At 50.6% G+C, this 23,020-nt stretch carries 20 protein-coding genes; 12 read left to right on the top strand and 8 right to left on the bottom strand.

The window, feature by feature from the left end:
- Positions 1–60: 60 nt before the first annotated feature.
- Genes xylA through CRO74_RS17160 form a run of 3 tightly spaced genes read left to right on the top strand, consistent with a single transcriptional unit; the run spans position 61 to position 2,147 of the window.
- The gene (gene xylA, locus CRO74_RS17170) at positions 61–1,401 is read left to right on the top strand and encodes a xylose isomerase (RefSeq protein WP_097127344.1); all 1,341 of its coding nucleotides are present in this window, start codon (positions 61–63) and stop codon (positions 1,399–1,401) included.
- 60 nt (positions 1,402–1,461) lie between these two features.
- Entirely contained in the window at positions 1,462–1,680 is a 219-nt protein-coding gene (locus tag CRO74_RS17165; RefSeq protein WP_097127342.1) for a PLDc N-terminal domain-containing protein, read from the top strand.
- Positions 1,677–2,147, top strand: coding sequence for a nuclear transport factor 2 family protein (locus CRO74_RS17160; RefSeq protein ID WP_097127340.1), 471 nt, complete (start codon positions 1,677–1,679; stop codon positions 2,145–2,147). The genes CRO74_RS17165 and CRO74_RS17160 overlap by 4 nt, the downstream gene beginning before the upstream one ends.
- Positions 2,148–2,162: 15 nt before the next feature.
- Here the strand turns inward: CRO74_RS17160 and CRO74_RS17155 are convergent, their stop codons facing one another.
- Positions 2,163–2,990, bottom strand: coding sequence for an enoyl-CoA hydratase/isomerase family protein (locus tag CRO74_RS17155; RefSeq protein ID WP_097127339.1), 828 nt, complete (start codon positions 2,988–2,990; stop codon positions 2,163–2,165).
- 107 nt (positions 2,991–3,097) lie between these two features.
- On the opposite strand from CRO74_RS17155, the gene CRO74_RS17150 reads away from it, so the two are divergent.
- Positions 3,098–4,219, top strand: a complete 1,122-nt coding sequence (locus CRO74_RS17150; RefSeq protein WP_097127338.1) for a T9SS type A sorting domain-containing protein — start codon at positions 3,098–3,100, stop codon at positions 4,217–4,219.
- A gap of 54 nt (positions 4,220–4,273) precedes the next feature.
- Here CRO74_RS17150 and CRO74_RS17145 read toward each other — a convergent pair whose 3' ends face one another.
- The 3 genes from CRO74_RS17145 to accD form a co-directional block, all read right to left on the bottom strand.
- Positions 4,274–5,926, bottom strand: a complete 1,653-nt coding sequence (locus CRO74_RS17145) for a hypothetical protein (RefSeq protein WP_097127337.1) — start codon at positions 5,924–5,926, stop codon at positions 4,274–4,276.
- A gap of 54 nt (positions 5,927–5,980) precedes the next feature.
- Positions 5,981–6,961 (bottom strand): radical SAM protein, encoded by a 981-nt coding sequence (locus CRO74_RS17140; protein ID WP_097127336.1) that lies wholly within the window; start codon positions 6,959–6,961, stop codon positions 5,981–5,983.
- 67 nt (positions 6,962–7,028) lie between these two features.
- Positions 7,029–7,871 (bottom strand): acetyl-CoA carboxylase, carboxyltransferase subunit beta, encoded by an 843-nt coding sequence (accD, locus tag CRO74_RS17135; RefSeq protein ID WP_097127335.1) that lies wholly within the window; start codon positions 7,869–7,871, stop codon positions 7,029–7,031.
- Between the two features lie 195 nt (positions 7,872–8,066).
- On the opposite strand from accD, the gene CRO74_RS17130 reads away from it, so the two are divergent.
- Positions 8,067–8,510: a hypothetical protein gene (locus CRO74_RS17130; protein ID WP_097127334.1), complete on the top strand. Its 444-nt coding sequence runs from the start codon at positions 8,067–8,069 to the stop codon at positions 8,508–8,510.
- A gap of 115 nt (positions 8,511–8,625) precedes the next feature.
- On the opposite strand, the gene CRO74_RS17125 is transcribed toward CRO74_RS17130, so the two are convergent.
- Positions 8,626–10,332 carry a S41 family peptidase gene (locus tag CRO74_RS17125; RefSeq protein WP_179830229.1) on the bottom strand — a complete coding sequence of 569 codons (1,707 nt, stop codon included), beginning with the start codon at positions 10,330–10,332 and terminating at the stop codon, positions 8,626–8,628.
- A gap of 252 nt (positions 10,333–10,584) precedes the next feature.
- Here CRO74_RS17125 and CRO74_RS17120 point away from each other — a divergent pair, with 252 nt between their 5' ends.
- From CRO74_RS17120 to CRO74_RS17095, 6 genes are all read left to right on the top strand, one after another.
- Complete coding sequence (locus CRO74_RS17120) at positions 10,585–10,884, top strand: Dabb family protein (protein ID WP_097127332.1); 300 nt, start codon at positions 10,585–10,587, stop codon at positions 10,882–10,884.
- 309 nt (positions 10,885–11,193) lie between these two features.
- Complete coding sequence (locus CRO74_RS17115; RefSeq protein ID WP_245877890.1) at positions 11,194–13,002, top strand: tetratricopeptide repeat protein; 1,809 nt, start codon at positions 11,194–11,196, stop codon at positions 13,000–13,002.
- A gap of 93 nt (positions 13,003–13,095) precedes the next feature.
- A complete protein-coding gene (locus tag CRO74_RS17110; protein WP_097127331.1) occupies positions 13,096–14,052 on the top strand; it encodes a lipoprotein insertase outer membrane protein LolB1 in 957 nt (318 codons plus the stop codon).
- A 24-nt stretch (positions 14,053–14,076) separates the two neighbouring features.
- Positions 14,077–15,504, top strand: a complete 1,428-nt coding sequence (locus CRO74_RS17105) for a murein hydrolase activator EnvC family protein (protein ID WP_097127330.1) — start codon at positions 14,077–14,079, stop codon at positions 15,502–15,504.
- 108 nt (positions 15,505–15,612) lie between these two features.
- The gene (gene panB / locus CRO74_RS17100; RefSeq protein WP_097127329.1) at positions 15,613–16,431 is read left to right on the top strand and encodes a 3-methyl-2-oxobutanoate hydroxymethyltransferase; all 819 of its coding nucleotides are present in this window, start codon (positions 15,613–15,615) and stop codon (positions 16,429–16,431) included.
- A gap of 64 nt (positions 16,432–16,495) precedes the next feature.
- Positions 16,496–17,242: an RluA family pseudouridine synthase gene (locus CRO74_RS17095; protein ID WP_097127328.1), complete on the top strand. Its 747-nt coding sequence runs from the start codon at positions 16,496–16,498 to the stop codon at positions 17,240–17,242.
- Between the two features lie 703 nt (positions 17,243–17,945).
- Here CRO74_RS17095 and CRO74_RS17085 read toward each other — a convergent pair.
- The 3 genes from CRO74_RS17085 to CRO74_RS17075 form a co-directional block, all read right to left on the bottom strand.
- On the bottom strand, positions 17,946–19,163 hold the full coding sequence (locus tag CRO74_RS17085; RefSeq protein WP_097127325.1) for a pyridoxal phosphate-dependent aminotransferase: 1,218 nt from the start codon (positions 19,161–19,163) through the stop codon (positions 17,946–17,948).
- A gap of 178 nt (positions 19,164–19,341) precedes the next feature.
- Entirely contained in the window at positions 19,342–19,821 is a 480-nt protein-coding gene (gene folK, locus CRO74_RS17080; protein ID WP_097127323.1) for a 2-amino-4-hydroxy-6-hydroxymethyldihydropteridine diphosphokinase, read from the bottom strand.
- 74 nt (positions 19,822–19,895) lie between these two features.
- Positions 19,896–20,900, bottom strand: a complete 1,005-nt coding sequence (locus CRO74_RS17075; protein ID WP_097127321.1) for a formylglycine-generating enzyme family protein — start codon at positions 20,898–20,900, stop codon at positions 19,896–19,898.
- Positions 20,901–21,079: 179 nt separating this feature from the next.
- On the opposite strand from CRO74_RS17075, the gene CRO74_RS17070 reads away from it, so the two are divergent.
- Positions 21,080–22,972, top strand: coding sequence for an ABC-F family ATP-binding cassette domain-containing protein (locus CRO74_RS17070; protein WP_097127319.1), 1,893 nt, complete (start codon positions 21,080–21,082; stop codon positions 22,970–22,972).
- Positions 22,973–23,020: the final 48 nt, after the last annotated feature.

Genomic DNA, 23,020 nt, shown 5'->3' with positions numbered 1-23,020 from the left:
TAAGGAGAAACTACCTTTAGCTTTCTTTTCTTTCACCTAAATACCTCAATTCTTATTGCTATGTCAGACGTTAAATTGACCCTCGGCGAGAAAACTTACTTTCCGTTTATAGAAAAGCCAATTGCCTACGAAGGCCGTGAATCGGATAACCCACTGGCTTTCAAGTTCTACGATGCCAACCGACTCATTCTGGGCAAACCGATGAAAGACCTGTTTCGGTTCGCAACGGCCTACTGGCATACCTTCTGCGGCACCGGAGCCGACCCCTTTGGTCCGGGTGTCAAGCATTTCCCGTGGGATGCCAACCCCGACCCGCTGGCCGCAGCGCACGACAAGATGGATGCTGCCTTCGAATTTATCACGAAGATCGGCATGGAGTTTTACTGCTTCCACGATGTAGACGTAGCCCCCGAAGGCAATTCTAATGCCGAATTCGAGAAGAATTTCCGGGCTATTGTCGACTACGCCAAACAAAAACAGGCCGCCAGCGGGGTAAAACTGCTGTGGGGAACGGCCAACCTATTCTCGCACGAGCGGTACATGAATGGAGCCTCCACCAACCCGGATTTTCATGTGCTCGCCCACGGTGGCTGGCAGGTGAAAAACGCCATCGATGCCACCATCGAACTCGGTGGCTCGGGCTATACCTTCTGGGGAGGTCGGGAAGGGTACATGTCGCTGCTGAATACCAATATGAAACGCGAGCAGGAACACCTGGGCAAGTTTCTGCAGATCAGCCGCGATTACGCCCGTAAGCAGGGCTTCAAAGGCTCGTTCTACATTGAGCCCAAGCCGATGGAGCCCACCAAACATCAGTACGATTTCGACGCAGCTACGGTTGTTGGTTTCCTGAATCGCTTCGGTCTACAGGACGACTTTGAGCTAAACATCGAAACCAACCACGCTACCCTGGCCAACCACACCTTCGCGCACGAATTGCAGGTTGCCGCTGACAACAATATGCTGGGCAGTATCGACGCCAACCGGGGCGATTACCAGAACGGCTGGGATACCGACCAGTTTCCGGTGGATGTGTATGAACTGACGGAAGCCATGCTGGTCATTCTGGAAGCGGGCGGCCTGAAATCCGGCGGGGTTAACTTCGACGCCAAAACGCGCCGGAACTCAACGGATCTGGACGATATTTTCATCGCCCACATTGGCGGCATGGACACATTTGCACGGGCAGCCATCGCGGCCGAAGCCATTCTGGACAAATCGCAGTACAGGAAACTCCGTGCAGAACGCTACGCCAGCTACGATTCGGGAGAGGGTGCCCGTTTTGAAAAAGGTGAAGTGACTCTCGAAGACCTACGCCAGTATGCCATGACCAATGGCGAGCCCAAACAGCTAAGTGGCAAACAGGAGCTATACGAAATGATCGTTAACCAGTATATTTAACCAAAACATCCCGGACTTGCCGAACTCCGTGTTGGGCAAGTCCGGGTAAACTCTATCTCTATGCAAGCATTTATTGGTATTGGTGGAATAGAGCTTTTTTTCATTCTGGGCGTTTTAGCATTTCTGCTCGTCTTCCCCATTGTTGCGCTCGTCGATGTTGTTCGAAGCGACTTTCGTGGCCCAAACGATAAAGTGATCTGGGTAATCATTATCGTTTTCCTGAACCTGATCGGAGCACTCCTTTATATTTTCATTGGCCGTAAACAGCGTATTTCATGAAGCATTTATTCCTTTTCGTCAGTTTTCTCTCAACCGTTTCGGCCTTTGCCCAAGCCAGCACCGATGAAGCCGCCGTTCGAACGACCATCAAACTTATGTTCGACGGCATGCGAAAAGGGGATTCGACCCAGATAAAAAATACGTTCATGCCCGGCGCGTCCTTACAGACAATTGCTAAAAATAAAGAAGGCGATGTTTCCGTCAGGACCGATGATATTGGCAAGTTTGCGGCTTCGGTTGTTAAATACCCGGCCTTCACCCTCGACGAGCGGCTATCGGGCATGGAAATAAAAATTGATGCCGAACTGGCCACCGCCTGGACACCCTACGTCTTTTACCTCAAAGATCAGAAAAGCCACTGCGGTGTGAATGCCTTCACGCTTGTGAAAGTTAATGGTAACTGGAAGATTCAGGGTATTATCGACACCCGCCGGAAAGACAACTGCCCGGATTTACCGAAGCCGTAAAGTACCAAACAGCTTCTAGCTGTTTGATACATTGCCCCAGTTCGGTTTGCGTTTTTCCAGAAAAGCGGCCATCCCTTCTTTGGCGTCGGGCGTTTGCTGGAGTTGCTGAAACTGATCGAATAAATAGGCCTGCTGTTCACTCGACGGCAGGTCTTTTAGTTGCCGGTAGGCCCGTAACCCAAACTGCATGGCCGTGGGCGAAAGTTGTTTCAACTCGTCTACCAACTGGGTTATGGCGTTGTCCAGTTCATCAACAGGTACAACATCTGTAACCAACCCCAGGCTTTTTGCCTCAGCGGATGTCAGCGTTTGGGCCCGAAGGCAGAGGTCGAGAGCGGCTCGGGCGGGCATGATGTCCAGCAGAATAGCCAGCACCTGAAAGGGAAACAAGCCCCGTTTTACTTCCGGTAACGTAAACGTTGCCGACTCCGCTGCAACGACATACGTGCTGGCACCCACGAGCAAAAAACCACCGGCATACACCGGTCCCTGCACGCGGGCAATAGTGGGCTTGTGCAACCCGGCCATTAACTCCCCCAGCCGAACCGGCCCCGCAGGTGCGGGCACCGTTGCGGTTTCCGTATCGCCCACCGACAGGCTTTTCAGGTCCATTCCCGCGCAAAACGTATCGCCCGCAGCGGCCAGCACAACAAGCCAGATGTGGGCCGTGTAATTGGCATAAGCCAGTACAAAAGCCAGTTCAGCCAGCATGGGTGGATGGAGGGCATTTTTCTTTTCGGGCCGATTCAGCGTAATCGTCAGCACGTGGTCATCGACCGAGGTGAGCAGGTAACGAAAGCCATCGGCCGGTAGTTGAGCAGTTTGTTCGGGCGTATACAGCATGGGCGAAAAGTACAAAAAATACCGCTTACGAAATGTTCCGGTCTGGACATATGGTTAGTTGTCCAGTTGAAGTTATCTCCATGCGTTCTCCTTCTCCCGAATCCGTCATGAAAATCATTACCTTGTTCTGCCTGTTGCTGATTGGCTTGTCCACCGCACAGGCAAGCCATTTGCTGGGTGGTTATATTCAGGCTACGCCAATCACCGGTTCACCCCTCACCTACCGAATATCGGCTTTATTGTACATGGACGAAGTTCGCGGGAAACCGGCCGCCGATCAGGCCGATGTACTGGACATCTGTTTAGGCGATGGCAGTACCGTAAAAGCGTTTCGCGCCAGCCGATTGCTGATTGAAAATAAAACAACGAGTATCAATAGCTACACGCTCATTCATACGTATGCCGGACCGGGCGTTTATCCCTTAACCCTGATTCTCTCGAACCGGACAGGTGTTAAGAACATTACGAATGCCGACGCGCAGTTGTTTACCCTGAATTCGGTCCTATCGACCAACCTGGTCAACCAGACACCTACACCGGGTTATCCCGGAAATGGCTTCCGTGTTGGCGTTGGACGCCGGGCAACGATTGCCCTGGCTGCCACCGACCCCGAAGGCGATAGTCTGGTGTATGGACTGTCAAAAGCGCAGACCAGCGTAACGCAGGCATCGTGTAATGCGCAGTCGGTGGCCTCCTACCAGTATCCGAACGATGTAACGCGCCGGGGGACCTTCAAGCTCAACAGCCGAACGGGCGAACTAGTCTGGGATGCCCCGACTGAACTGGGATACTACAGCGTAACCTTAACCATTAACGAATACCGACGCGGTATCCTGATCAGCCAGACAATGCAGGAAATTCCGCTTGTTGTTGAGGATATTCCCAGCACACCGGGCATTATTCCTCCTTACGAACCGGTAGCTGATGGGCCATCGCCAACAGGCCTGGTGACGGCTATAACAGACTATGAAGATGTCAACGTCCGGCTCGTTACGTTTCCCAACCCCGTTGATGATCGGTTGCAGGTGGTCATTCAGACCAGTAACCCAACAACCGCTACACTGCAACTAACGGACAATAACGGCCGCAAACTTCATGAGTTAACGTTTCATCGAATGGCCCGCCAGCATGAGCAGGTTGTCAGTATGAGTAGTCTGACGCCTGGCGTTTATGTACTGCGTGTTGACGTAGACGGACGAACACTGACGCGCAAAGTTGTGAAACGGTGAGCGGTAGGTTTTTGACCGGATGTAGCCGAACGGATTTGTGTAGTTTATGCAGGCTCACTGACCGCTATTAACTCTCACATCCCGGAACATGAAGGGGTTATCGCTGATTCGTAGCGGCTTGCCACTGGCAGTCGTCACGTTTTTCAGGATGACCTCTTTCGTTTTAACATAAGGGAACTTCTCCTGGTAGGAAGCGTCGGTCAGTTGCGGGTTAAAGTTGGCAAAAATGGCCGGTCCCTGATAATTTTCCGGATGCCGGGAGTCGTCGATACGCAGATTTTCAATGGTGATTCGTTCGGGCATATAGCAGGTGTAGCCGAAATCATGTTGGCCTGAATAAAAGCCGCTTATCACCGCAGCACTGATGGGTTTGCCATCGGATGGCACGAAAACACAGTTACGGATCACTAGCTCTCCCTGCCAGCTACTACCATAATCGGGGCGCAGGTTGACTACACTCCTGCCCCGGATGGTCGAATTCTCGATTAGCAAAAGGCCGCTGCCAATCGCATTGATCCCCATGTGGCCGAGCGTCGAGTTACGGATGGTGGCATTGGCAACGCCCTGATGGGCATCGAACCGAGAGAGGGTACACTGATCGTAAAGAAGATTTTTACAGAAGTTGGACCCCAGAATGCCCCAGTACGTATTGTCGTTGATGTCGTTGGTCTGGCTGCAATTAACGAACGATACGTTGAGCGCCCGATTGACAGACAGATCGTAAGTGCCCATGGTAACCGGCTTATCGGCCGCGCCAATCGTGCTATACGTCCGGTGGCCGGTCAGGATGGTGTTTTTTACCGTTACATAAGCGCACTCACCGATGTTGATGAAGCCGCCATAGGGCGCACCGTGGTCTTCTTCGCCTTTAATGTAATGTTGCAGTCCTTCAACCAGCACATTAGACCGTCTGATGGCAATATTTCGGTTATAATAGGTATACTTTGATTCGGCTTTATTGGCAATGGTTGTGAAACGTCCCCCCTTGATAGTCAGTGGCTTTTCGTCGATCGGCAGCGCCGTGATGTCGGTGATTTGAGAGAAATCCCAAATGATCGGGGCGTTCATATCGACATTGCCATGTTTATCAACGACAAAAATATCGGTCTGTGGGGAGCCATTATTTTGGTTGAGTCCAAACCGGATGTACTGCTTTACGGTGGCGTTCGTAACAGTAATCAGGCAGGAAGCAGGCAAAACCGCGTCAATCTTTTGCTGATTTCGCTTCAGGGACGTTATCGTTTCCAGCTTAAACGGTTTGAGGTCCGAACTGACCGTGAACACAGAGGCATTGCGATTCTGAACCTCTGTATCGTCAATAAGGAAAGATGCCGTGCCAAAATCGGTGTTTGTACGGATGAAGGCTGTGCGCTCTTTGCCGCTAATGTAGTAGGTAGCTTTATCATCGGCTTTCACTAAAAGGCCATGCAGGTTGGCAAATGCATGCGTGGCCGCAATAGCATCGATATCATCCGTTTTGCCATTGCCTGCGGCACCGAAGTCGCTATAATGAACCAACCCAGCAGCCTTGAATTTAACGACATCTTTTGGCGGCACATTCAGCTGTAATTGCCCATTTTCATGACTGGACAGCCGGATTTTACCCTTCTTAGAGGTGATTACGACCTGTTCGGGCGGGTTTTTCGTCTGGCCTTGTGTTACCAGTGCGCCAATTGATAAAAGGAACGTCAGGAGTGCATACTTCATCATGGGGCGAGTTTAGTCGATATTCATGACCTACAAGCCGCAAATTGGGATCATTTACTTAAGCAACTGTTTCCAGGTGCCTTTTACCCAATTGTATTTGAGGGTGCTGGGCAGTGCCCGCCAGAAGTATTTGTTTATTTCGACAGCAAACGACGGCTGCATGTAGCAGTTAATGGCACAGCCCTCGCAGGCGGGCAACCGACCTTCCAGCGCCACTAATTTCTGTACCTCATCAGAGCGATAGAGGGCAAACAGGTTATTGTCGATGGCAAAATCCGTCAATCCCAAATGATAACAGGGCAGCACGAGTTTGTTCTCCGGCGAAATAACGATGGTTGTGCTGGCCGCCCGGCAAATGGGGGCCTCGATGTGATTCCCCCCGTCGCGCCGAAGCTGGATAAAGGCATCGTTCAGGTACACATCTTTCTGCTTTCCCCACCACGACATTTGGTGCAGAGCCTCCTCCGAGAGCTGGTCGCCGGTATCGACGGTATTGTACTCAAATACCGGATTTAGAATCAGCACAAGACCATTTGGCAGGCAAATTTCTTCATGCATCTGTTTGATCTGATGCACGTTATGTTCAAAAACCGTAAAGAGAATATCGGGTCGCTCACCAAGGCTCCGGGCCAGTGTAATCGACTCCATTACCTTATCGAAACACTTCACCCCCCGAGAGGCATCGTGCTCTTCGGCAATAGGCGAATCGAGCGAAAAGTGAAGCATGTCGACCAGACCTCGCAGGCTCTCCGCCTGTTTGGGGTACAGCAGCGCATTCGTCGTGACGGTCGTAATCAGGCCAAGGCGTTTGGCTTCGCGGAGAAGTTCGGGAAGCTGGCGATGCAGCAGGGGTTCGCCACCCGTAAAGTCGACCACCCGAACGCCTAACCGTTTGAGGTCACGCAGATTCTGCCGGGCGTTTTCGAGGGTGACATACGGAGAAGGCCGCTCCCATATATCGCAAAAACTACAGCTCGCATTACAGCGATAGGTAACGTAGTAGTTGCAGAGAACAGGATGGGAGACAAGGCGCATGGGGCATTTGTAGAGACGCAATACCTTGCGTCTTTTTATTGAGTAAAAGACGCAAGGTATTGCGTCTCTACAACAGCATATTGAACAGGCTCACTAATTTATCTTTCAGGTCTTTCCGGTCGACGATGAAGTCGAGGAAGCCGTGATCGAGGACGAACTCAGCACTTTGAAAGCCTTTTGGCAGATCCTTACCAATGGTTTCGCGGATAACGCGCGGCCCGGCAAAACCGATCAGTGCTTCGGGTTCGGCAATGTTGAAATCGCCGAGCATGGCGTACGAAGCGGTTACGCCCCCCGTAGTCGGGTCGGTCAGCAACGACACGTAAGGAAGCTTGGCTTTATCGAGCAACGCCAGCTTTGCCGACGTTTTCGCCATTTGCATCAGCGAGAAACCGGCTTCCATCATCCGCGCCCCGCCCGACTTCGACACCATCAGGAACGGCGTTTTGTGAGCGATAGCATGGTCAATGGCACGGGCAATTTTTTCGCCCACTACCGAGCCCATTGAACCGCCAATGAAATTGAAATCCATGACAGCCGCCGTCACGATCAACCCGTTCATAGGCCCGTAAGCTGTCCGAACGGCATCTTTCAAACCCGTTTTGGCAATGGTTGCCTTTACACGATCCGGATAGGCTTTGGTGTCGACAAATTTGAGCGGGTCGGCCGATTGCATGTTGGCATCGAGTTCGGTGAATTCGTTATCATCGAACAGGAGGGAGAAATAAGCATCGGAGCCTATTTTTTCGTGGTAGTTGCAATGAACACAGGTATACGCGTTGAGTTTGTGTTCCCGCGTGTTCATTACCTTTTTGCAGTTCGGACATTGATACCACAACCCGTCGGGAGCTTCCCGTTTCATTTCGGTTGGGGTCTGAATACCCTTATCTTTTCGGACGAACCAAGACATTTTCAGTAAGTAATTATCAGCAAAGGAGCGGCAAAGGTACAAAGAAAAGAAGCATCAACTAGTATTGTTCTCTATTCGGAGATGAGCAATTGAGAAACCTCCTTCTAACTAAACCAGGAAACCCTGAAAAAACCAGACAGTCAGTTTCGGGTACATACCGTTTTTTTGTACCAATAAATTTGTTGCTTTGCGCCTATGAAACATGCTTTAACTGCGCTTCTTTTAAGTGTCACAATAACTGCTTTTGGTCAGGCATCAGTAGCCTATTATCCGTTTAACAGCCTGATTACGGTCAGTACCAACGCCGACCGCGCTTTCTGGGCCGATGCCCGTATGCAGACGAATACGTTGTTTGGCTCCTTGAGTACAACGATCTGTCCTATGGTCAATGTGGCTCGAAAGGCGCAGGTAAATTACTATACAGGTCTGGGCGTTCGCTTCAATGCACTGAATGGCATCGACAATCGGGATGTGCTGGAAGGGTATTCACTGCACGTTGGTGTACGAATAAAGCCGCTCCTGTTTATGCCCAACCTGCGGGTAGCCTTCGAACTGGCGCCTTATTCGAGAAAAGATTTTAAAACAGGGAATCTTCAATCCTTTCTGGGCTTCGCCTATCAGTTTTCGAAGAAACCATGACGGTAGCGAGTATTAGGAGTTAGGAGTTAGGAGCGAGGAGTGAGAAGGGCTGGCGCATGTGTTACTTTCGCGCCAGCCCTCCTCACTCCTAACTTCTCGCTCCTAACTCCTAATTCTACTTCTGATTATACGTCATCGCTCCGTGTTCGAGCTTGTTAGCCCGATCGAAGAGTTTCAGCGCTTTCTGATAGGTATCGTCCGATTGGGCGATGATGCGGAAGAACTCGTTATTTTGGCCGCCCTTGCTGGTCTTCTGGAAGACAGACCGGGCTACCAGTGCCTTTATCTGCGTACGGATGTAGTTTTTCGAGCGATTGTACTCCTTCTCGTTAAACTTGATCCCCTCCGAGGTAGCCTCTTTTACGAGACGGTTCATCTGCTCATCGTTGATGATAACCGCCTTATCGAACTCATCGAACGACATTTTTTCCAGTTTCTTCCGGTTATCATTGGTGTATTCCATCGCAAACTCGCGGATAATGTTCTTCCCGTAAAGTTGCACCAGATAGGCCGTCTGCCAGGTTGAATCCCGCGGGATAAAATAATCCGGCGTGATACCGCCACCGCCATAGACAACCCGTCCGCCATCGGTTTTAAATTTCAGCTTGGGATCGTTTTTGATCGAATCGGCAATGTAATACTCACCCCGTTTCGAGCGGAGTTCGAGGTCTTTCTCATAATCACCCTCCTGACCCGGCACGTACGGTTTCTGAATACTACGACCACTGGGTGTGTAATAGCGTGAAATGGTCAACCGCAATTCGGAACCGTCAGACAGCGTTACGGGCATTTGTACCAACCCTTTCCCAAACGACCGACGACCCGCAATCAAGGCCCGGTCGTGATCCTGCAATGCCCCCGACACGATTTCAGAAGCCGACGCGCTTCCCTCGTCGATCAATACAACCAGAGCGCCCTCTTCAAACTGTCCGGCAATATGGGCCATCGTTTTGCGGTCATATCGGTTGTCTTTGCCATCGGTATAAACAAGCAGCTTGTTACCCGAAATAAACTCGTCGGCAATGTTGGTAGCCCGGTCCATGTATCCGCCGGGGTTATTCCGAAGGTCCATCATGAGCTGGGTCATTCCTTTTGCCTTGAGCGATGCCAGCGCCGTCTTGAACTCATCGTAAGTTGTTTCCGAGAACCGGTTAATTTTAATGTATCCCGTTTTGGCATCGATCATATAGGCGGCATCGACAGAGTAAGTCGGAATCCGGTCGCGCGTGATCGTAAAGTCCTTGGGTTGCTTGTCCCCTTTCCGAAGAATGGTTAACCTGACATCTGTGCCCTTCTTACCGCGAAGGGCCTTAAACACGGCACTATTTTCAATTTTACCACCAGCCAGGGGTTTATCATCGACCTTAATAATTTTGTCGCCACTTTGAATACCCGCCGTTTCAGAGGGTCCACCCGCCAGGGGCGTCACCACATAAACAGTGTCTTTGTAGATATTAAATTCCACGCCAATACCATCAAATCCACCTTCCAGCTGCGCCCGGGCGGCCACGGCATCCTGCGGGTTCATGTAGGCCGTATGCGGATCAAGCCTTTCGAGCATCTTGGTAATCGAGTAATCGACCAGATCGTCGGTATTGACCGTATCGACGTAATTGTTCTCGATCAGCTGTAAAATCTCCTTGTATTTACCGTATCCCCGTCCGATGTTGTTCATACTCCGAGTGCCGCCAAAAAACGTCGCCCCAATCAACATACCTCCAGCCAGCGCAATACCCAATAGCATGGGTATACGCACCGTTGCTTTATCATTCTGAATCCGGTTCTTATTCCCCTGACCATCAGGGGTACCCGGCGTTTTCATAGCGTTACCATCTCCATCCATTCGTTCGCTGCGTAAATAATGTCGTTTATACCCCCATAACGTTTTTAAGGTAGCGAAATGTTTGCTAGAAAAGCGATATGCCGATAAAAAAAACTGAACGGCTGGCGTTCACGTTTCAGCATTTCCATCAACCGGTTCTACAACGTCTGTTTCTACTGATTACCTGGCGGTGTTTACAGGAAACTATGCTTACTTTTACGGAGCAGCCAGTAAATAGCCTGCTCTACGCTTATGTTTGTTCATACTGTTTTTTTCTGGCTTCGCCATCCCGAAAGCCAGGACGACCATCAGGCCTTACGCGCCGGTCTTGAAACCCTGAAATCAATAACCGACATCTCAACGGCTTATGTAGGCACCCCCGCCGAAACCCGCCGTCCGGTTATCGACCACTCCTACGATTTCTCGTTAACGCTGGTCTTCACTGACAAAGCCGCCCACGATGTCTATCAGGAACACCCTACCCACCTGGCCTTCGTGGCCAACTGCGCCCACCTCTGGGAACGCGTGCAGATTTATGATGCAGTGGGATAGTGAATGTTTTGAGTATCAGGAGTTAGTATGTAGGAGCGAGGAGTTAGGAGGGCTGGCGCGGGCATTAGCCCGTGACTATTTATATAGCCAGCATTCGCTGGCATTAGCAGATAAGGCGTCAGTGAACACTGACTTCATCGAAAGTCACGGGCTAATGCCCGCGCCAGCCTGCGCCAGCCCTCCTCACTCCTCGCTCCTACATACTAACTCCTAAAAGAAGACATTCCACCATTTTAAACTACCTTTGTCTTAGCGGTTTATTTAGATCGGAGCCGCAATAGACCGGGTTGAGCCGCGTTTTTCGTACGTATGCATCACGACACGCTGACCAACATGAATTCAATATATTCAACATATCGAAGCCATCGGCTACTCATTGGGTTAGCAAGTAGTGTAGGCCTGCTCCTTTGCCTTGCGGACGCGCCTGCCCTGGCGCAACGCAAACGCGACAAAGCCGACACGGCACTGGCCAAACCAGGCTCTACATCGACCACCACCGTCCGGATGGAGGCCGAAACGCAGTTTACGGAGGGGATCCGGTACTTGATGACGGATGACCCGTCCAAGGCCATTGCCCAGTTTGCCAAAGTGCTGCAGAAAGACCCCAACAATGCAGCCGCTCAGTACTCGACAGCCAGTGCTTACCTCAAAAGCGGGAAAGTGACCGAAGCCCTTCCGTTTGCGGTTAAAGCGCATTCACTGGACGTTGACAACAAATTTTATTCACTCCTGCTGGCGGAACTGTACGTCAAACAAAAGCGATATAATGAAGCCGAGGACCTCTACGAAGCCTTGCTGAAAAAAGGCCCCGAAAACGCAGAATATGGCGTCGAATTGGCGGCTATTTACCTATTCAATGAGAAGCCCGACAAGGCGCTTGACGCCTACAACAAAGTAGAACGCGAACTGGGCTTGAACGAAGAAATCACCCGCCAGAAGCAACGCATCTACCTCAAGCAGAACAAAATTGACAAGGCCATTGAGGAAGCGGAAAAGTTGGTAGCGTCCGAACCCTCCGACCCCGATTACCTGCTCGAAGGCGCGGAAATGCTCATCGCCAACGACCGCACCGATCAGGCTATCGGCTGGATTGACCGCGCCCTTAAGTTAAGCGCCGATCTGCCCCAGGCCCATGTGCTGCTGGCCGATATCTATCGCAAAAAGGGGGACATGGACCGGGTTAGTAAAGAGCTGAATCAAGTACTGGCCAACCCCAACCTCGAAGCTGGTTTGAAAGCCCGTATCCTGTCGAGTTACATGGGCATGACTGGCTCTAATAGCGCAGCGCAGCAGGACGCCCTGGTTATGGCCCAGAACCTGGCAAAAACATCGCCCAACGACCCGAAAACGCAGGTAATGCTGGCCGACCTGCTCATGCAGCAGGGCAAGAAAGCCGAAGCCCGCGATGCGTATGCCAAAGCCACCCGTCTGGACGGCTCCATTTACGAAGTTTGGGGTGCCTTGCTACAGCTCGATAATGAACTGAATCAGGTTGATAGTCTCCTTGTCCACTCCGAAAAGGCGCTGGAGGTATTCCCAACGCAGGGGCTATTTTGGTACTCCAACGGGTCGGCCAATTTGTACAAGCGCCGGTATCAGCAGGCGGTCGATGCCCTCGAAGAAAGTCAGAAATTACTGGCTACCAGTTCGAGCAACGAGTTGAAAAAGGGAATCAGTGCCCAGTTGGGCGATGCGTACAACGGCCTTGGCGATTATGCCAAATCAGACGAATCGTATGAAGCCGTGCTGAAGGTTGATCCCCTGAACGACTACGTTCTGAACAATTACAGCTATTTTCTGTCTTTACGGAAAGAGAACTTGCCCCGTGCCTTGCAACTGGCCCAGAAACTCGTGGAGCGCAACCCAACCAATGCGACCTATCTGGATACCTACGCCTGGGTGCTCTACGTCTCGAAAGACTACGCCAAGGCAAAACAATACCTCGAAAAAGCGCTGGCGGATCCAACAAACGTAAGCGGAACCATCATTGAGCATTATGGCGATGTTCTTTACCAGTTAGGCCAGGCAGACAAGGCACTTGAGCAGTGGAAGAAAGCGAAGACGAAAGGTGGTGCCAGCCCCGATATAGATAAGAAAATAACCTCTGGCAAAATGTAAACCGGTTTACGGTCCATGAATACGGCCTTACCCTGTCAATCCATTTATTCTGATGGCCGTAGATGGAAAAATGATAGACCGAAAAGCTCTTAAATGAATAAACACCTGCTGTTTACGCTCCTGATAAGCGTATTGTTAAGTTCGGAAGGTTGTCGACGTCAGCGCATGTCCCGCAACACTGGCCCAGCGCCGGTTTCAGTCGTCCCCACGCCTGTCGATTCTGCCCTTACTGCCAACCCAGCGCCAAACCCACCTACCGACTCTACGAAGATTGTGCCTGAGTTATCAAAACCGGACCCATCCAGGCCGGACCCATCCAGGCCGGACCCATCCAGGCCGGACCCATCCAGGCCGGACCCATCCAGGCCCGGAATTGAAGAGGCCCGCGCCAATGTTGCGGAAATCGACTTTCGCTACCTGACCGCTAAGTCGAAGATTTCATTCAAAGGGCAACAGCAGGATATTGATAACGCTAATGTCAGTATCCGGGTCCGGAAAGACAGCCTGATATGGGTATCGGTTTCCAAGCTGGGCATTGAAGCCGTTCGGGGTATGATTACCCGTGATTCCATCACGATTGTGGATAAAATACACCGCGAGTATTCCGTATATGATTTCCCGACCCTGAGCAAGCGGTTCAACTTTAACCTGAGCTTCGATCTGCTTCAGGCGTTGATTGTTGGCAACCTGCCGCTACCCAAACGACCGGCGCAAAAAATAAAAAATGAGCGGGATTACCTGCTACTCCGGCAAAGCGAAGGCAAAGTACTGGTTGAAAATTACATTGGCGAGCAGGACCGAAAGTTAAAGAAACTAATGGTGACCGAGCAGCCAACGAAGAATACCCTTCGGCTGGATTACGAAGATTTTACCTCGCTCAACAACTTCCTCTTCCCTTATACCAGTCTGGTTACGGTCGATTACAAATCGAAATCTGACGGGCAGTTTTATCAAACGCTGCTTCGTATCAAGCACAATAAAGTTGAACTGATAGACAAAGCGCCGGGATTTCCCTTTACTATTCCTGCCAATTATACCCGTCGACCCTAAGTTTATTCGTTGGTTAAAGCCCTTATGCAGTCAAAAATTTCCCACATTCCGTACGTTGTTCGCTGGTCGGTAATCGGGCTGGTCATCATTGGCTGGGTGTGGTCAATGCCATCGGTGCAGGCGCAGCAGACAGTGCGTGACCGACAGGTACTGGAAAAAGAAAAAAAGCAGAATCTGGAGAAAATGAACCAGATTCGAACCATTCTGAAACAGACTGCCACCGAAAAGCAGGCAGGACTGGGCCAGCTAAAGGCCCTTGACCAGCAGATTCAGACGCAATCGCAGCAAATTGGACTGCTCAACAAAGACCTTCAGTTAACCGAAGCCGAAATTGCGGAACTCCGACGGGCTAGTACTACCCTAGTCAGAGATCTTGATAAACTCAGGGACGAATACGGGTCAATGATCTACGCAGCCGATAAACGTCGACAGCAGGTGAATCCAATGGGCTTTTTGTTTGCCGCCGACAATTTCAATCAGTTGGTTGCCCGTTACCGCTATTTACGGCAATACTCCGATGCCCGCCAGAGTCAGGTGCGGCAGATGTCGAACGTCAAGACGATGCTGGACGGCAAACAGCGGGCCACTCAGCGCAAACGTCAGGAGCAAAAGAATACGATTGGTGCCAAAGTGCAGGAGACTAAAAGTCTCGAAACCCTTAAGGTCGTCAAGAACCAGGTTGTTAAGGAGCTGGGCCAAAAAGAAGCAGAACTGAGAACTGAACTAGCCGAAAGTCGCCGGGCTGTTGGACAACTCGAAGCATTGATCAAACGACTGATTGTTCGGGAAGCCAGAGAACGTGCCGAACGCGAAGCCCGTGAACGCGCCGAGCGCGACCGAATTGCCAGACTCGAAGCCGCCCGCAAAGCAGCGGAACGCAAACGAGCTGAAGATGCCATTGCGGCTGCCGAAAAGGCCGGAGAAAAACCCGCCCCCGCCGACGTAGCCAAAGTAGAACGGCCGGCAGAACCGGAACCAGCGCCGAAAAAACCGGACGAACGCCGAAACAATAACCTTAATGACGAAGAGACAGCACTGGCTTCGTCCTTCACATCGTCGCGGGCGCATCTGCCCTGGCCGGTAACCAAAGGGTTTATCTCTGACCGTTTCGGCCGCAAACCACACCCGGTTCTGAAGGGAATTTACGTGGAAAATCAGGGCGTCGATATTCAGACTAATGCGGGCGAAGGCGTCCGGTCGGTTTACGATGGCATTGTACAGGACGTGACCAGCATGCCCGGTATGAACAACGTGGTAGCCATTCAGCACGGCGATTACTTCACGGTTTACGCCAAACTTCGCAGCGTATCGGTTCGGGTTGGGCAACGAGTGAAAGCCCGCGAATCCATCGGTACGGTAGCAACGGATAAGAATGGAGTGTCTGAAATTCAGTTCCAAATCTGGAAGGAATTCACCAAACTCAACCCGGAGTCGTGGCTTACGCCCCGCTAGATCAACCCGTTTTGAGTTGATCCGATAAGGTACTGATGAAAAGGGCATCGGTAAAAAACCGTACTTTTATAACCTTTTACCGAAATCCGTAAATAGTAAACCGACACTATGTCTGTTCATAATCCCGATATCAAACGCGTTACGACGCATACCATTCAGGAACTGAAGAATAAAGGCGAGAAAATCTCGGCGCTGACCGCCTATGACTACTCCATGGCCAAGGCGGTTGATGCCGCTGGCGTCGAACTGATTTTAGTGGGTGATTCGGCTTCCAACGTTATGGCTGGCCACGAAACTACGCTGCCCATTACCCTCGACCAGATGATTTATCATGCGTGTTCGGTAGTGCGGGGTGTTAAACGGGCGCTGGTAGTGGTCGACTTACCCTTTGGTTCTTACCAGGGCAACTCGACGGAAGCACTGCGGTCGGCCATTCGGATCATGAAAGAATCAGGGGCTCATGCCGTGAAAATGGAAGGTGGGCTGGAAATCAAAGAATCGATTGTGCGGATTTTAAGTGCGGGCGTACCCGTCATGGGGCATCTGGGCCTGACGCCCCAATCCATTTATAAGTTCGGCACCTACGCAGTGCGCGCCAAAGAAGAAGCCGAAGCGCAAAAGCTGATCGACGATGCACACATGCTTGAGGATATTGGCTGCTTCGGGCTGGTACTTGAAAAAATCCCGGCGGTACTCACCAAAACCGTTTCAGAAAGCCTCACAATTCCAACGATTGGTATCGGCGCTGGCCCGGACGCCGATGGGCAGATTCTTGTTGTCCATGACCTGCTGGGCATCACCAATGAATTTAAGCCACGGTTCCTGCGCCGGTACGCTGATCTGCACAAAATCATGACCGAGGCCATCGCTCATTATGTAGACGACGTGAAAACCAACGACTTCCCGAACGAGAAAGAAGCGTATTGAGTTAAGTAAGGCGGGTGGGAATCGGCCAATTGATTATTAATGCGGGTTCTCACCCGCACGACTCATGAAAAATAAACCATTTCAGGTGGTCTACGAAGACAACCACCTGCTTATTGTCAATAAGGACCCCGGCATTCTGGTACAGGGGGATCGCACCGGCGATATTACCCTACTGGATGTCCTTAAAGACTATGTCAAGGAAAAGTACAATAAACCCGGCGACGTTTTTTTGGGACTCGTTCACCGGCTCGACCGGCCCGTTAGTGGTCTGGTTGTGTTTGCGCGTACCTCGAAAGCGCTGGAACGCATGAACGAGATTTTCCGGAAACGGCAGGTACAAAAAACGTACTGGGCCGTGGTTAGGCGAAAACCACCAAAAGATGCGGATAAACTGGTTAACTGGCTTATCAAAGACGAGCAGAAAAATCAGGTAACAGTGTATGATTACGAGGTCCCCAAGTCGCAGAAAGCCGAACTTTCGTACCGGCTGCTCGGCAAGATCAATGAACACTATTTGCTGGAAGTAAATCCGATTACAGGTCGGCCACACCAGATTCGTTCGCAATTGGCGCACATGGGCTGTCCTATTCGGGGCGATATTAAATATGGATACGACCGGGCTGTTCCCGACAAAAAGATCTATCTACACGCTCGCCGACTGTATTTCATCCATCCAATCAAGCAGGCCGGAGCGGAGGATCGCCCCATTATTTGTAAAGCAGGGTTGCCAAACGACCCATTCTGGGAAGAATTCCTTGAGTTGGACACGGAGATTTATAACGATAAGAATTTGGATATTACCTTTGAGTAATCTCCGCCAACGCTCTGGCTTAATCATAAAAATGGCTCTGTATTCCGAGAAAGGAATACAGAGCCATTTTTATATACCGAGTTGAGGTGTTATCAGCGTTCAGTCAATGTGGAGGTGTTAGGCTCTGTAGGCGCTACATCCAGCACAATTTGCTCCATTACGCGCTCAATCATTTGAATGATCCCACGAAGAGCTCCGAAGACTATGCATAGAGGGAGAATGATTGGCAAAAAAAAGATCCACTGAAAAGCCATGTGCAAACGAAAATTCTTCATCGGCTTAAAAGATATTTTAAAGTTAAGTTTACGGTATTTAAGAAGTGATAACTAATATCTAGTCTTTTCAGTGCCACTTTCTATCGATATTCAAAATTAACCTTGTCTTTGTACAAAAACAAACGCTACGATAAAAAGTTCACTGTCTAATATACTACATTTTAGTATAAATAGATAAATTAGTTGTCACCACCATTACCTTGTATTCTACTTGTCAATTACTATGCCAAAAATTTCCTTATAAAGCTGAACTACAAAACTTTATAACGAATCAGGTCAAAAGGGTGCTTTGTAAGTGATTAGCCAGCTTTTTTACAACCTGTTACTATATTAAATATAGAGGTTTAGCCAACAAAAACGCAAAAGGGGACAAAAAGAGTTGGTGGTTTACCACGCTCTTTTTGTCCCCTTTTGCGTTTTTTCTTTATTTATTTTAATGTAGCCACTGCATCTTTAATGCGTTGAACCGCTTCGACAAGTGATTCGTCGGATGCGGCCGTTGAGATACGCAGGCAATCCGGAGCTCCGAAACCCGAACCCGCAACGGTTGCCACATGCGCAGTATTCAGTAACCAGCCAGCGAAGTCATCCGAATTTTGGATCGTTGTCGTTCCATCCGACTTGCCGTAGTAATAGCTGATGTCGGGGAAAGCATAGAAGGCACCTTCCGGTACATTAGTACGAAAATGAGGGACTTCTTTCAGCAAGCCTACGACTAAATCACGCCGACGGTGATACGCTTTAGCCATTTCCATGGATGGTTCCATCGGCCCGTTCAGGGCAGCTACCGTTGCTTTCTGCGCAATAGAGTTGGTACCCGATGTTACCTGGCCCTGGAGTTTCTCAACACCATCGGCAATCCATTTAGCCGCGCCAATATACCCGATCCGCCAGCCCGTCATGGCATAGCCTTTAGCTACTCCATTTACCGTAATGACACGTTCAGCAATTTCGGGAATCGATCCCATGCTGAAATGACCTTCGGGGGTGAAGTTGATGTATTCGTAAATCTCATCGGCCAGTACGTGGACGTTCTCATGCCGGGCCACCACATCGGCAATGGCACGCAGTTCGGCTTCCGAATAAATAGAACCCGTTGGGTTGTTCGGCGATGCGTACATCACAATCTTGGTCCGGTCCGTAATGGCGGCTTCAAACTGTTCCGGCGTTACTTTAAAGTTATTATCGAAGCTACCGTCAACGACAACCGCTTTACCTTCGGCCAGTTTCACCATTTCGGAATAACTAACCCAGTACGGCGAGAAGATAATTACTTCATCGCCGGGGTTCACCAGCACCTGAATGACGTTTGCCAGCGAGTGCTTGGCACCGGTCGACACAACAATATTCTCGGGTTTCCAGTCGATATTATTGTCGCGCTTGAATTTATCGGCAATGGCCTTGCGTAGGTCGGGATAACCGGCAACGGGCGAATAGCCATGGAAACCATCATCAATGGCTTTCTTGGCGGCTTCGCAGATGTGTGCGGGTGTTTTAAAATCCGGCTCCCCAACGCTCAGGCTAATTACTTTGTGGCCCTGAGCGGCCAATTCACGGGCCTTTTTGGTCATCGCCAGCGTGGACGACTCCTCCAGCGCGTTGATGCGGTCGGCTAACAAACTCACGGTGTCAAGCGTGGCAGACATAATCAGTGATGTTTTTGAGAAAATGATAACAAACTGACCGCAAAGGTAGTGGGTTTTCAGCGGAGGGGCGTAGTTTTTAGGAAATTAAAAAAGGGGCTATGACACAGAGATGCACGGAGATGCACAGAGGGTCTTTTTTCTTCTTTGTGCATCTCCGTGCATCTCTGTGTCATAACTTTTAAATAAACCTTGTTACCTCTCCCTCATCCTCACAATCTCCCAGTAACTCAGTTGTCGTTTTCCCCAAAACAGGATGCACAAAATCCGGGGCAATTTCGGCTAGCGGCACGAGGGTAAACCGTCGCTGGTGAAGAAACGGATGCGGAATCGTAAGGGTGTTTGTGTGTAGCATGAGCTGATCGTAGAACAGTATATCAATGTCAATCACGCGGGCACCCCACTTCTCCAGTCTCACCCGGCCCAGTTCCTGCTCAATCGCCTGTGTGTGTTCAAGCACTTCTTTAGGCAGTAAAGTAGTCTCAACCGCCAGCACCTGATTCAGGTAAGCGGGTTGATCGGTAACGCCCCAGGGAGCCGTTTCGTACAATCCCGACTGCTGCACTACTCGTCCGACACGTTCCGAAATAAAGTCAACTGCCCGAAGAAGCGTATAAGGGCGGTCGCCGAGGTTGGCGCCGAGGAGGAGGTGAGTTTTCAATGGTGAATGAGTGAATGAGTGAATGAGTGAATAAAGTCGTCTCGAACATATTCACTCACTCACTTATTGATCGATCAATAATCCTTTATCGGCTTTATATCATAATACGCTTTGATCTCTTCTTCGCTGGGCGTTTTGGCGGGGCGCACCAGCCGGAAACCCACGAAGGAAGCCGAAGTTAGCCACCAATCCGATTTGGGGCTTTGGGGATCGAGGACTTTCCAGGCCGGGGCCGAGGGGGTCCGGGCCGCCGACCGAAGTACGGTGGCGGCATCGTCCCACGAGCCACCCCGAACCGAGTTGGGGTAAAGCGCTGTGGTTGGTGCAAACGGTTCTTTTACTTTGCCACTGGCCACTTGCTTGTAATAATCGGCAACGTACTGGTCTTTCGTCCACTCCATTACATTGCCGTGCATATCGTACAAGCCAAATGGATTCGGCTTTTTGGTACCTACTTTTTTATAGGCTCCGTCGCTATTACCGGTAAACACGGCGTATTCGCCTAATTTCTTCACATCGGCCCCAAACGAATAGGGCGTTGTTGTATTAGCGCGGCAGGCATATTCCCACTCGGCTTCGGTGGGTAAGCGAAAGAACATACCCGTTTTAGCATAGAGCCAGGCGCAGAATTTAATAGCCGCGTATTGCGTCATGTTGATGGCTGGATAGCCCGCCCGTCCCATACCAAACGACATATCGACATAAGGTGGGCTGGGCCGGGTGGTGGCATCTGTCTTTGCCAGATTGGCGTCTGACTCGGTGTACTTAGCGGCCATTTCCTTTTCCATATTGGTGAAGGCAAACAGGTCGTAAAGGTCCCAGGTAACCTCGAACTTACCCATGTAGAAGGGTTCAACCTGCACTTTATGCTGTGGACCTTCATCGGCACTACGACCTTTTTCGGCGGCCGGGCTCCCCATCAGATACACTCCTCCAGGAACAGCCACCATGGCATAGGTCTGGTTACTGCCCGGAACGGTTTGCGTGTACGATTTAAAATCGGTTGTGGTTTGGGCACTTGTACGAACCAAAACGCCCACTAAAAAGGCGATGGTCAATAAGAGATATTTTAGACGCATTGTTGGTTATATAAGAAAAGGAATCAGTATTGATCGACAGGTAAAAGTACGAACGATTTCCTTTGTTGTACCTTTGTAAAAATAAATGAAAACGCGGTCGGGCTGGTATACCAGTTAAGTGAGTCAGGCAAACAGAAATACTGTCACCTTTTCTCCTCCGTCCGTTATAAGATTAGCGAATGAACTATCTCTCAGCCGAAAATTTATCGAAAACATACGGCGACCGTACTCTGTTTAAAAACCTCACGTTTGGCATTAACCGGGGTGACAAAGTAGCTATCGTTGGCGCCAATGGCTCCGGAAAAACTACACTGCTCTCTATTCTGGCCGGTGCCATGCCGCCCGATTCCGGCATTGTGAGTCATCGTAAAGACATTAGCATTGGTTACCTCGACCAACAGCCGGACTTCAATGATGCCCTGACCGTAATGGAAGTTGTGCTGGCGGGCGAAAGCGCTCAGCTCGATGCGGTTCGGGCGTATGAACATGCCCTGGCTCACGTAGACAACAAAGGTCTCGAACAAGCCATGGCCGACATGGAGAAGCTCGAAGCCTGGGATTACGAAGCCCAGATCCGGCAAATTCTGGGTGAACTGGGAATCCAGGATTTCGAGCAAATTGTTGGCTCGCTATCCGGCGGACAGCGTAAGCGTGTTGCGCTGGCACGGGTACTCATTCAAAATCCCGATCTGATTATTCTGGATGAGCCTACCAACCACCTCGATCTGGAAGCCATCGAATACCTCGAAAATTACCTCAACACCAACAACGGTACGCTGCTGATGGTATCTCACGACCGGTACTTTCTGGACCGGGTCTGCAACCAGATTGCCGAGATGGACAACGGGCAGTTATTCACTTACAAAGGTAACTACGCGTATTTTCTGGAGAAAAAAGACGAGCGCGAAACAGCCGCAGCCTCCGAACTGACCAAAGATCGCAACACGTTCCGGCGGGAGCTGGAATGGATGCGTCGGCAACCCAAAGCGCGCGGCACCAAAGCACAATACCGGATTGATGCCTACGAAGAGCTGAAAGAGAAGACCAGCGGCAAAAAGAACGACGGGGAACTGGACCTCAACCTGCGCATGTCGCGTCTGGGCAGCAAAATTCTGGAGGTTGAGAACCTGAGTAAACGCTTCGGCGAAAAAGTCCTGCTCGACCATTTCACGTACACCTTCAAACGGCCCGACCGCGTTGGACTGATCGGCAAAAACGGCATGGGCAAAACCACGCTGATGAACATGCTAACCGGCCAACTCCGGCCAGACTCCGGCAAGATCAGCACGGGAGGCACGGTCAAGTTTGGCTATTACACCCAAACCGAACTGGATTTACCCGAAAACCAGCGCGTTATCGATGTGGTGCAGGATGTGGCCGAAGTGATGAAGCTGGCCAACGGCGACACCATCACGGCAACGCAGCTCCTGAGCCGGTTTCTGTTCGACCGTTCCAAGCAGTATGATTTTGTAGCGAAGCTAAGCGGAGGAGAAAAACGGCGTCTGCAACTTTTGTTGGTATTGGTGCAAAACCCGAACTTCCTGATTCTGGATGAGCCGACCAATGACCTCGACATTACCACGCTGAATGTACTGGAAGACTTTTTGCTCAACTTCTCGGGCTGTGTCCTCATTGTTACGCACGATCGGTACTTCATGGATCGGCTGGTGGAGCACGTCTTTGTGATGGAGGGCGAAGGAAAAGTGCGCGATTATCCGGGCAACTATACCGATTACCGGGAGTGGCGCGATTCGCAGCCCAAAGCCAATGCGCGTCCGGGCAAAACGGCCCCGGCCGATGTAAAGAGTCAGGCCGCAGTTCCCGTCGTTTCGTCGGTACCGGCGAGTCAGAACGGGGCCAAACGAAAACTCTCCTTCAAAGAGATTCGGGAGTATGAAACACTTGAAAAAGATATTGAGTCTCTGGAGCAACGAAAAACTGAAATCGTGAGTCTCCTCAACGCAGGAGGTCACCATGAACAGTTAATAGCATGGTCGCGGCAAATCGAATCAATTGACCAAACCATTGCCGAAAAATCAGACCGCTGGCTGGAACTGGCGGAGTTTATTTAATTCTGAATGAGTGAATGACAGAATGAATAGTTCACAGGTTATTATTCT

Source organism: Spirosoma fluviale (assembly GCF_900230225.1).
Classification (GTDB): domain Bacteria; phylum Bacteroidota; class Bacteroidia; order Cytophagales; family Spirosomataceae; genus Spirosoma; species Spirosoma fluviale.
This window is presented reverse-complemented; position numbering and strand designations above follow the sequence as displayed.

What these genes read in the sequence shown, in the direction of transcription:
- xylA (WP_097127344.1), top strand. Translation starts at nt 61, where the DNA reads ATGTCAGACGTTAAATTGACCCTCGGCGAGAAAACTTACTTTCCGTTT.
- CRO74_RS17165 (WP_097127342.1), top strand. Translation starts at nt 1,462, where the DNA reads ATGCAAGCATTTATTGGTATTGGTGGAATAGAGCTTTTTTTCATTCTG.
- CRO74_RS17160 (WP_097127340.1), top strand. Translation starts at nt 1,677, where the DNA reads ATGAAGCATTTATTCCTTTTCGTCAGTTTTCTCTCAACCGTTTCGGCC.
- CRO74_RS17155 (WP_097127339.1), bottom strand. Translation starts at nt 2,990, where the DNA reads ATGCTGTATACGCCCGAACAAACTGCTCAACTACCGGCCGATGGCTTT.
- CRO74_RS17150 (WP_097127338.1), top strand. Translation starts at nt 3,098, where the DNA reads ATGAAAATCATTACCTTGTTCTGCCTGTTGCTGATTGGCTTGTCCACC.
- CRO74_RS17145 (WP_097127337.1), bottom strand. Translation starts at nt 5,926, where the DNA reads ATGAAGTATGCACTCCTGACGTTCCTTTTATCAATTGGCGCACTGGTA.
- CRO74_RS17140 (WP_097127336.1), bottom strand. Translation starts at nt 6,961, where the DNA reads ATGCGCCTTGTCTCCCATCCTGTTCTCTGCAACTACTACGTTACCTAT.
- accD (WP_097127335.1), bottom strand. Translation starts at nt 7,871, where the DNA reads ATGTCTTGGTTCGTCCGAAAAGATAAGGGTATTCAGACCCCAACCGAA.
- CRO74_RS17130 (WP_097127334.1), top strand. Translation starts at nt 8,067, where the DNA reads ATGAAACATGCTTTAACTGCGCTTCTTTTAAGTGTCACAATAACTGCT.
- CRO74_RS17125 (WP_179830229.1), bottom strand. Translation starts at nt 10,332, where the DNA reads ATGAAAACGCCGGGTACCCCTGATGGTCAGGGGAATAAGAACCGGATT.
- CRO74_RS17120 (WP_097127332.1), top strand. Translation starts at nt 10,585, where the DNA reads ATGTTTGTTCATACTGTTTTTTTCTGGCTTCGCCATCCCGAAAGCCAG.
- CRO74_RS17115 (WP_245877890.1), top strand. Translation starts at nt 11,194, where the DNA reads ATGCATCACGACACGCTGACCAACATGAATTCAATATATTCAACATAT.
- CRO74_RS17110 (WP_097127331.1), top strand. Translation starts at nt 13,096, where the DNA reads ATGAATAAACACCTGCTGTTTACGCTCCTGATAAGCGTATTGTTAAGT.
- CRO74_RS17105 (WP_097127330.1), top strand. Translation starts at nt 14,077, where the DNA reads ATGCAGTCAAAAATTTCCCACATTCCGTACGTTGTTCGCTGGTCGGTA.
- panB (WP_097127329.1), top strand. Translation starts at nt 15,613, where the DNA reads ATGTCTGTTCATAATCCCGATATCAAACGCGTTACGACGCATACCATT.
- CRO74_RS17095 (WP_097127328.1), top strand. Translation starts at nt 16,496, where the DNA reads ATGAAAAATAAACCATTTCAGGTGGTCTACGAAGACAACCACCTGCTT.
- CRO74_RS17085 (WP_097127325.1), bottom strand. Translation starts at nt 19,163, where the DNA reads ATGTCTGCCACGCTTGACACCGTGAGTTTGTTAGCCGACCGCATCAAC.
- CRO74_RS17075 (WP_097127321.1), bottom strand. Translation starts at nt 20,900, where the DNA reads ATGCGTCTAAAATATCTCTTATTGACCATCGCCTTTTTAGTGGGCGTT.
- CRO74_RS17070 (WP_097127319.1), top strand. Translation starts at nt 21,080, where the DNA reads ATGAACTATCTCTCAGCCGAAAATTTATCGAAAACATACGGCGACCGT.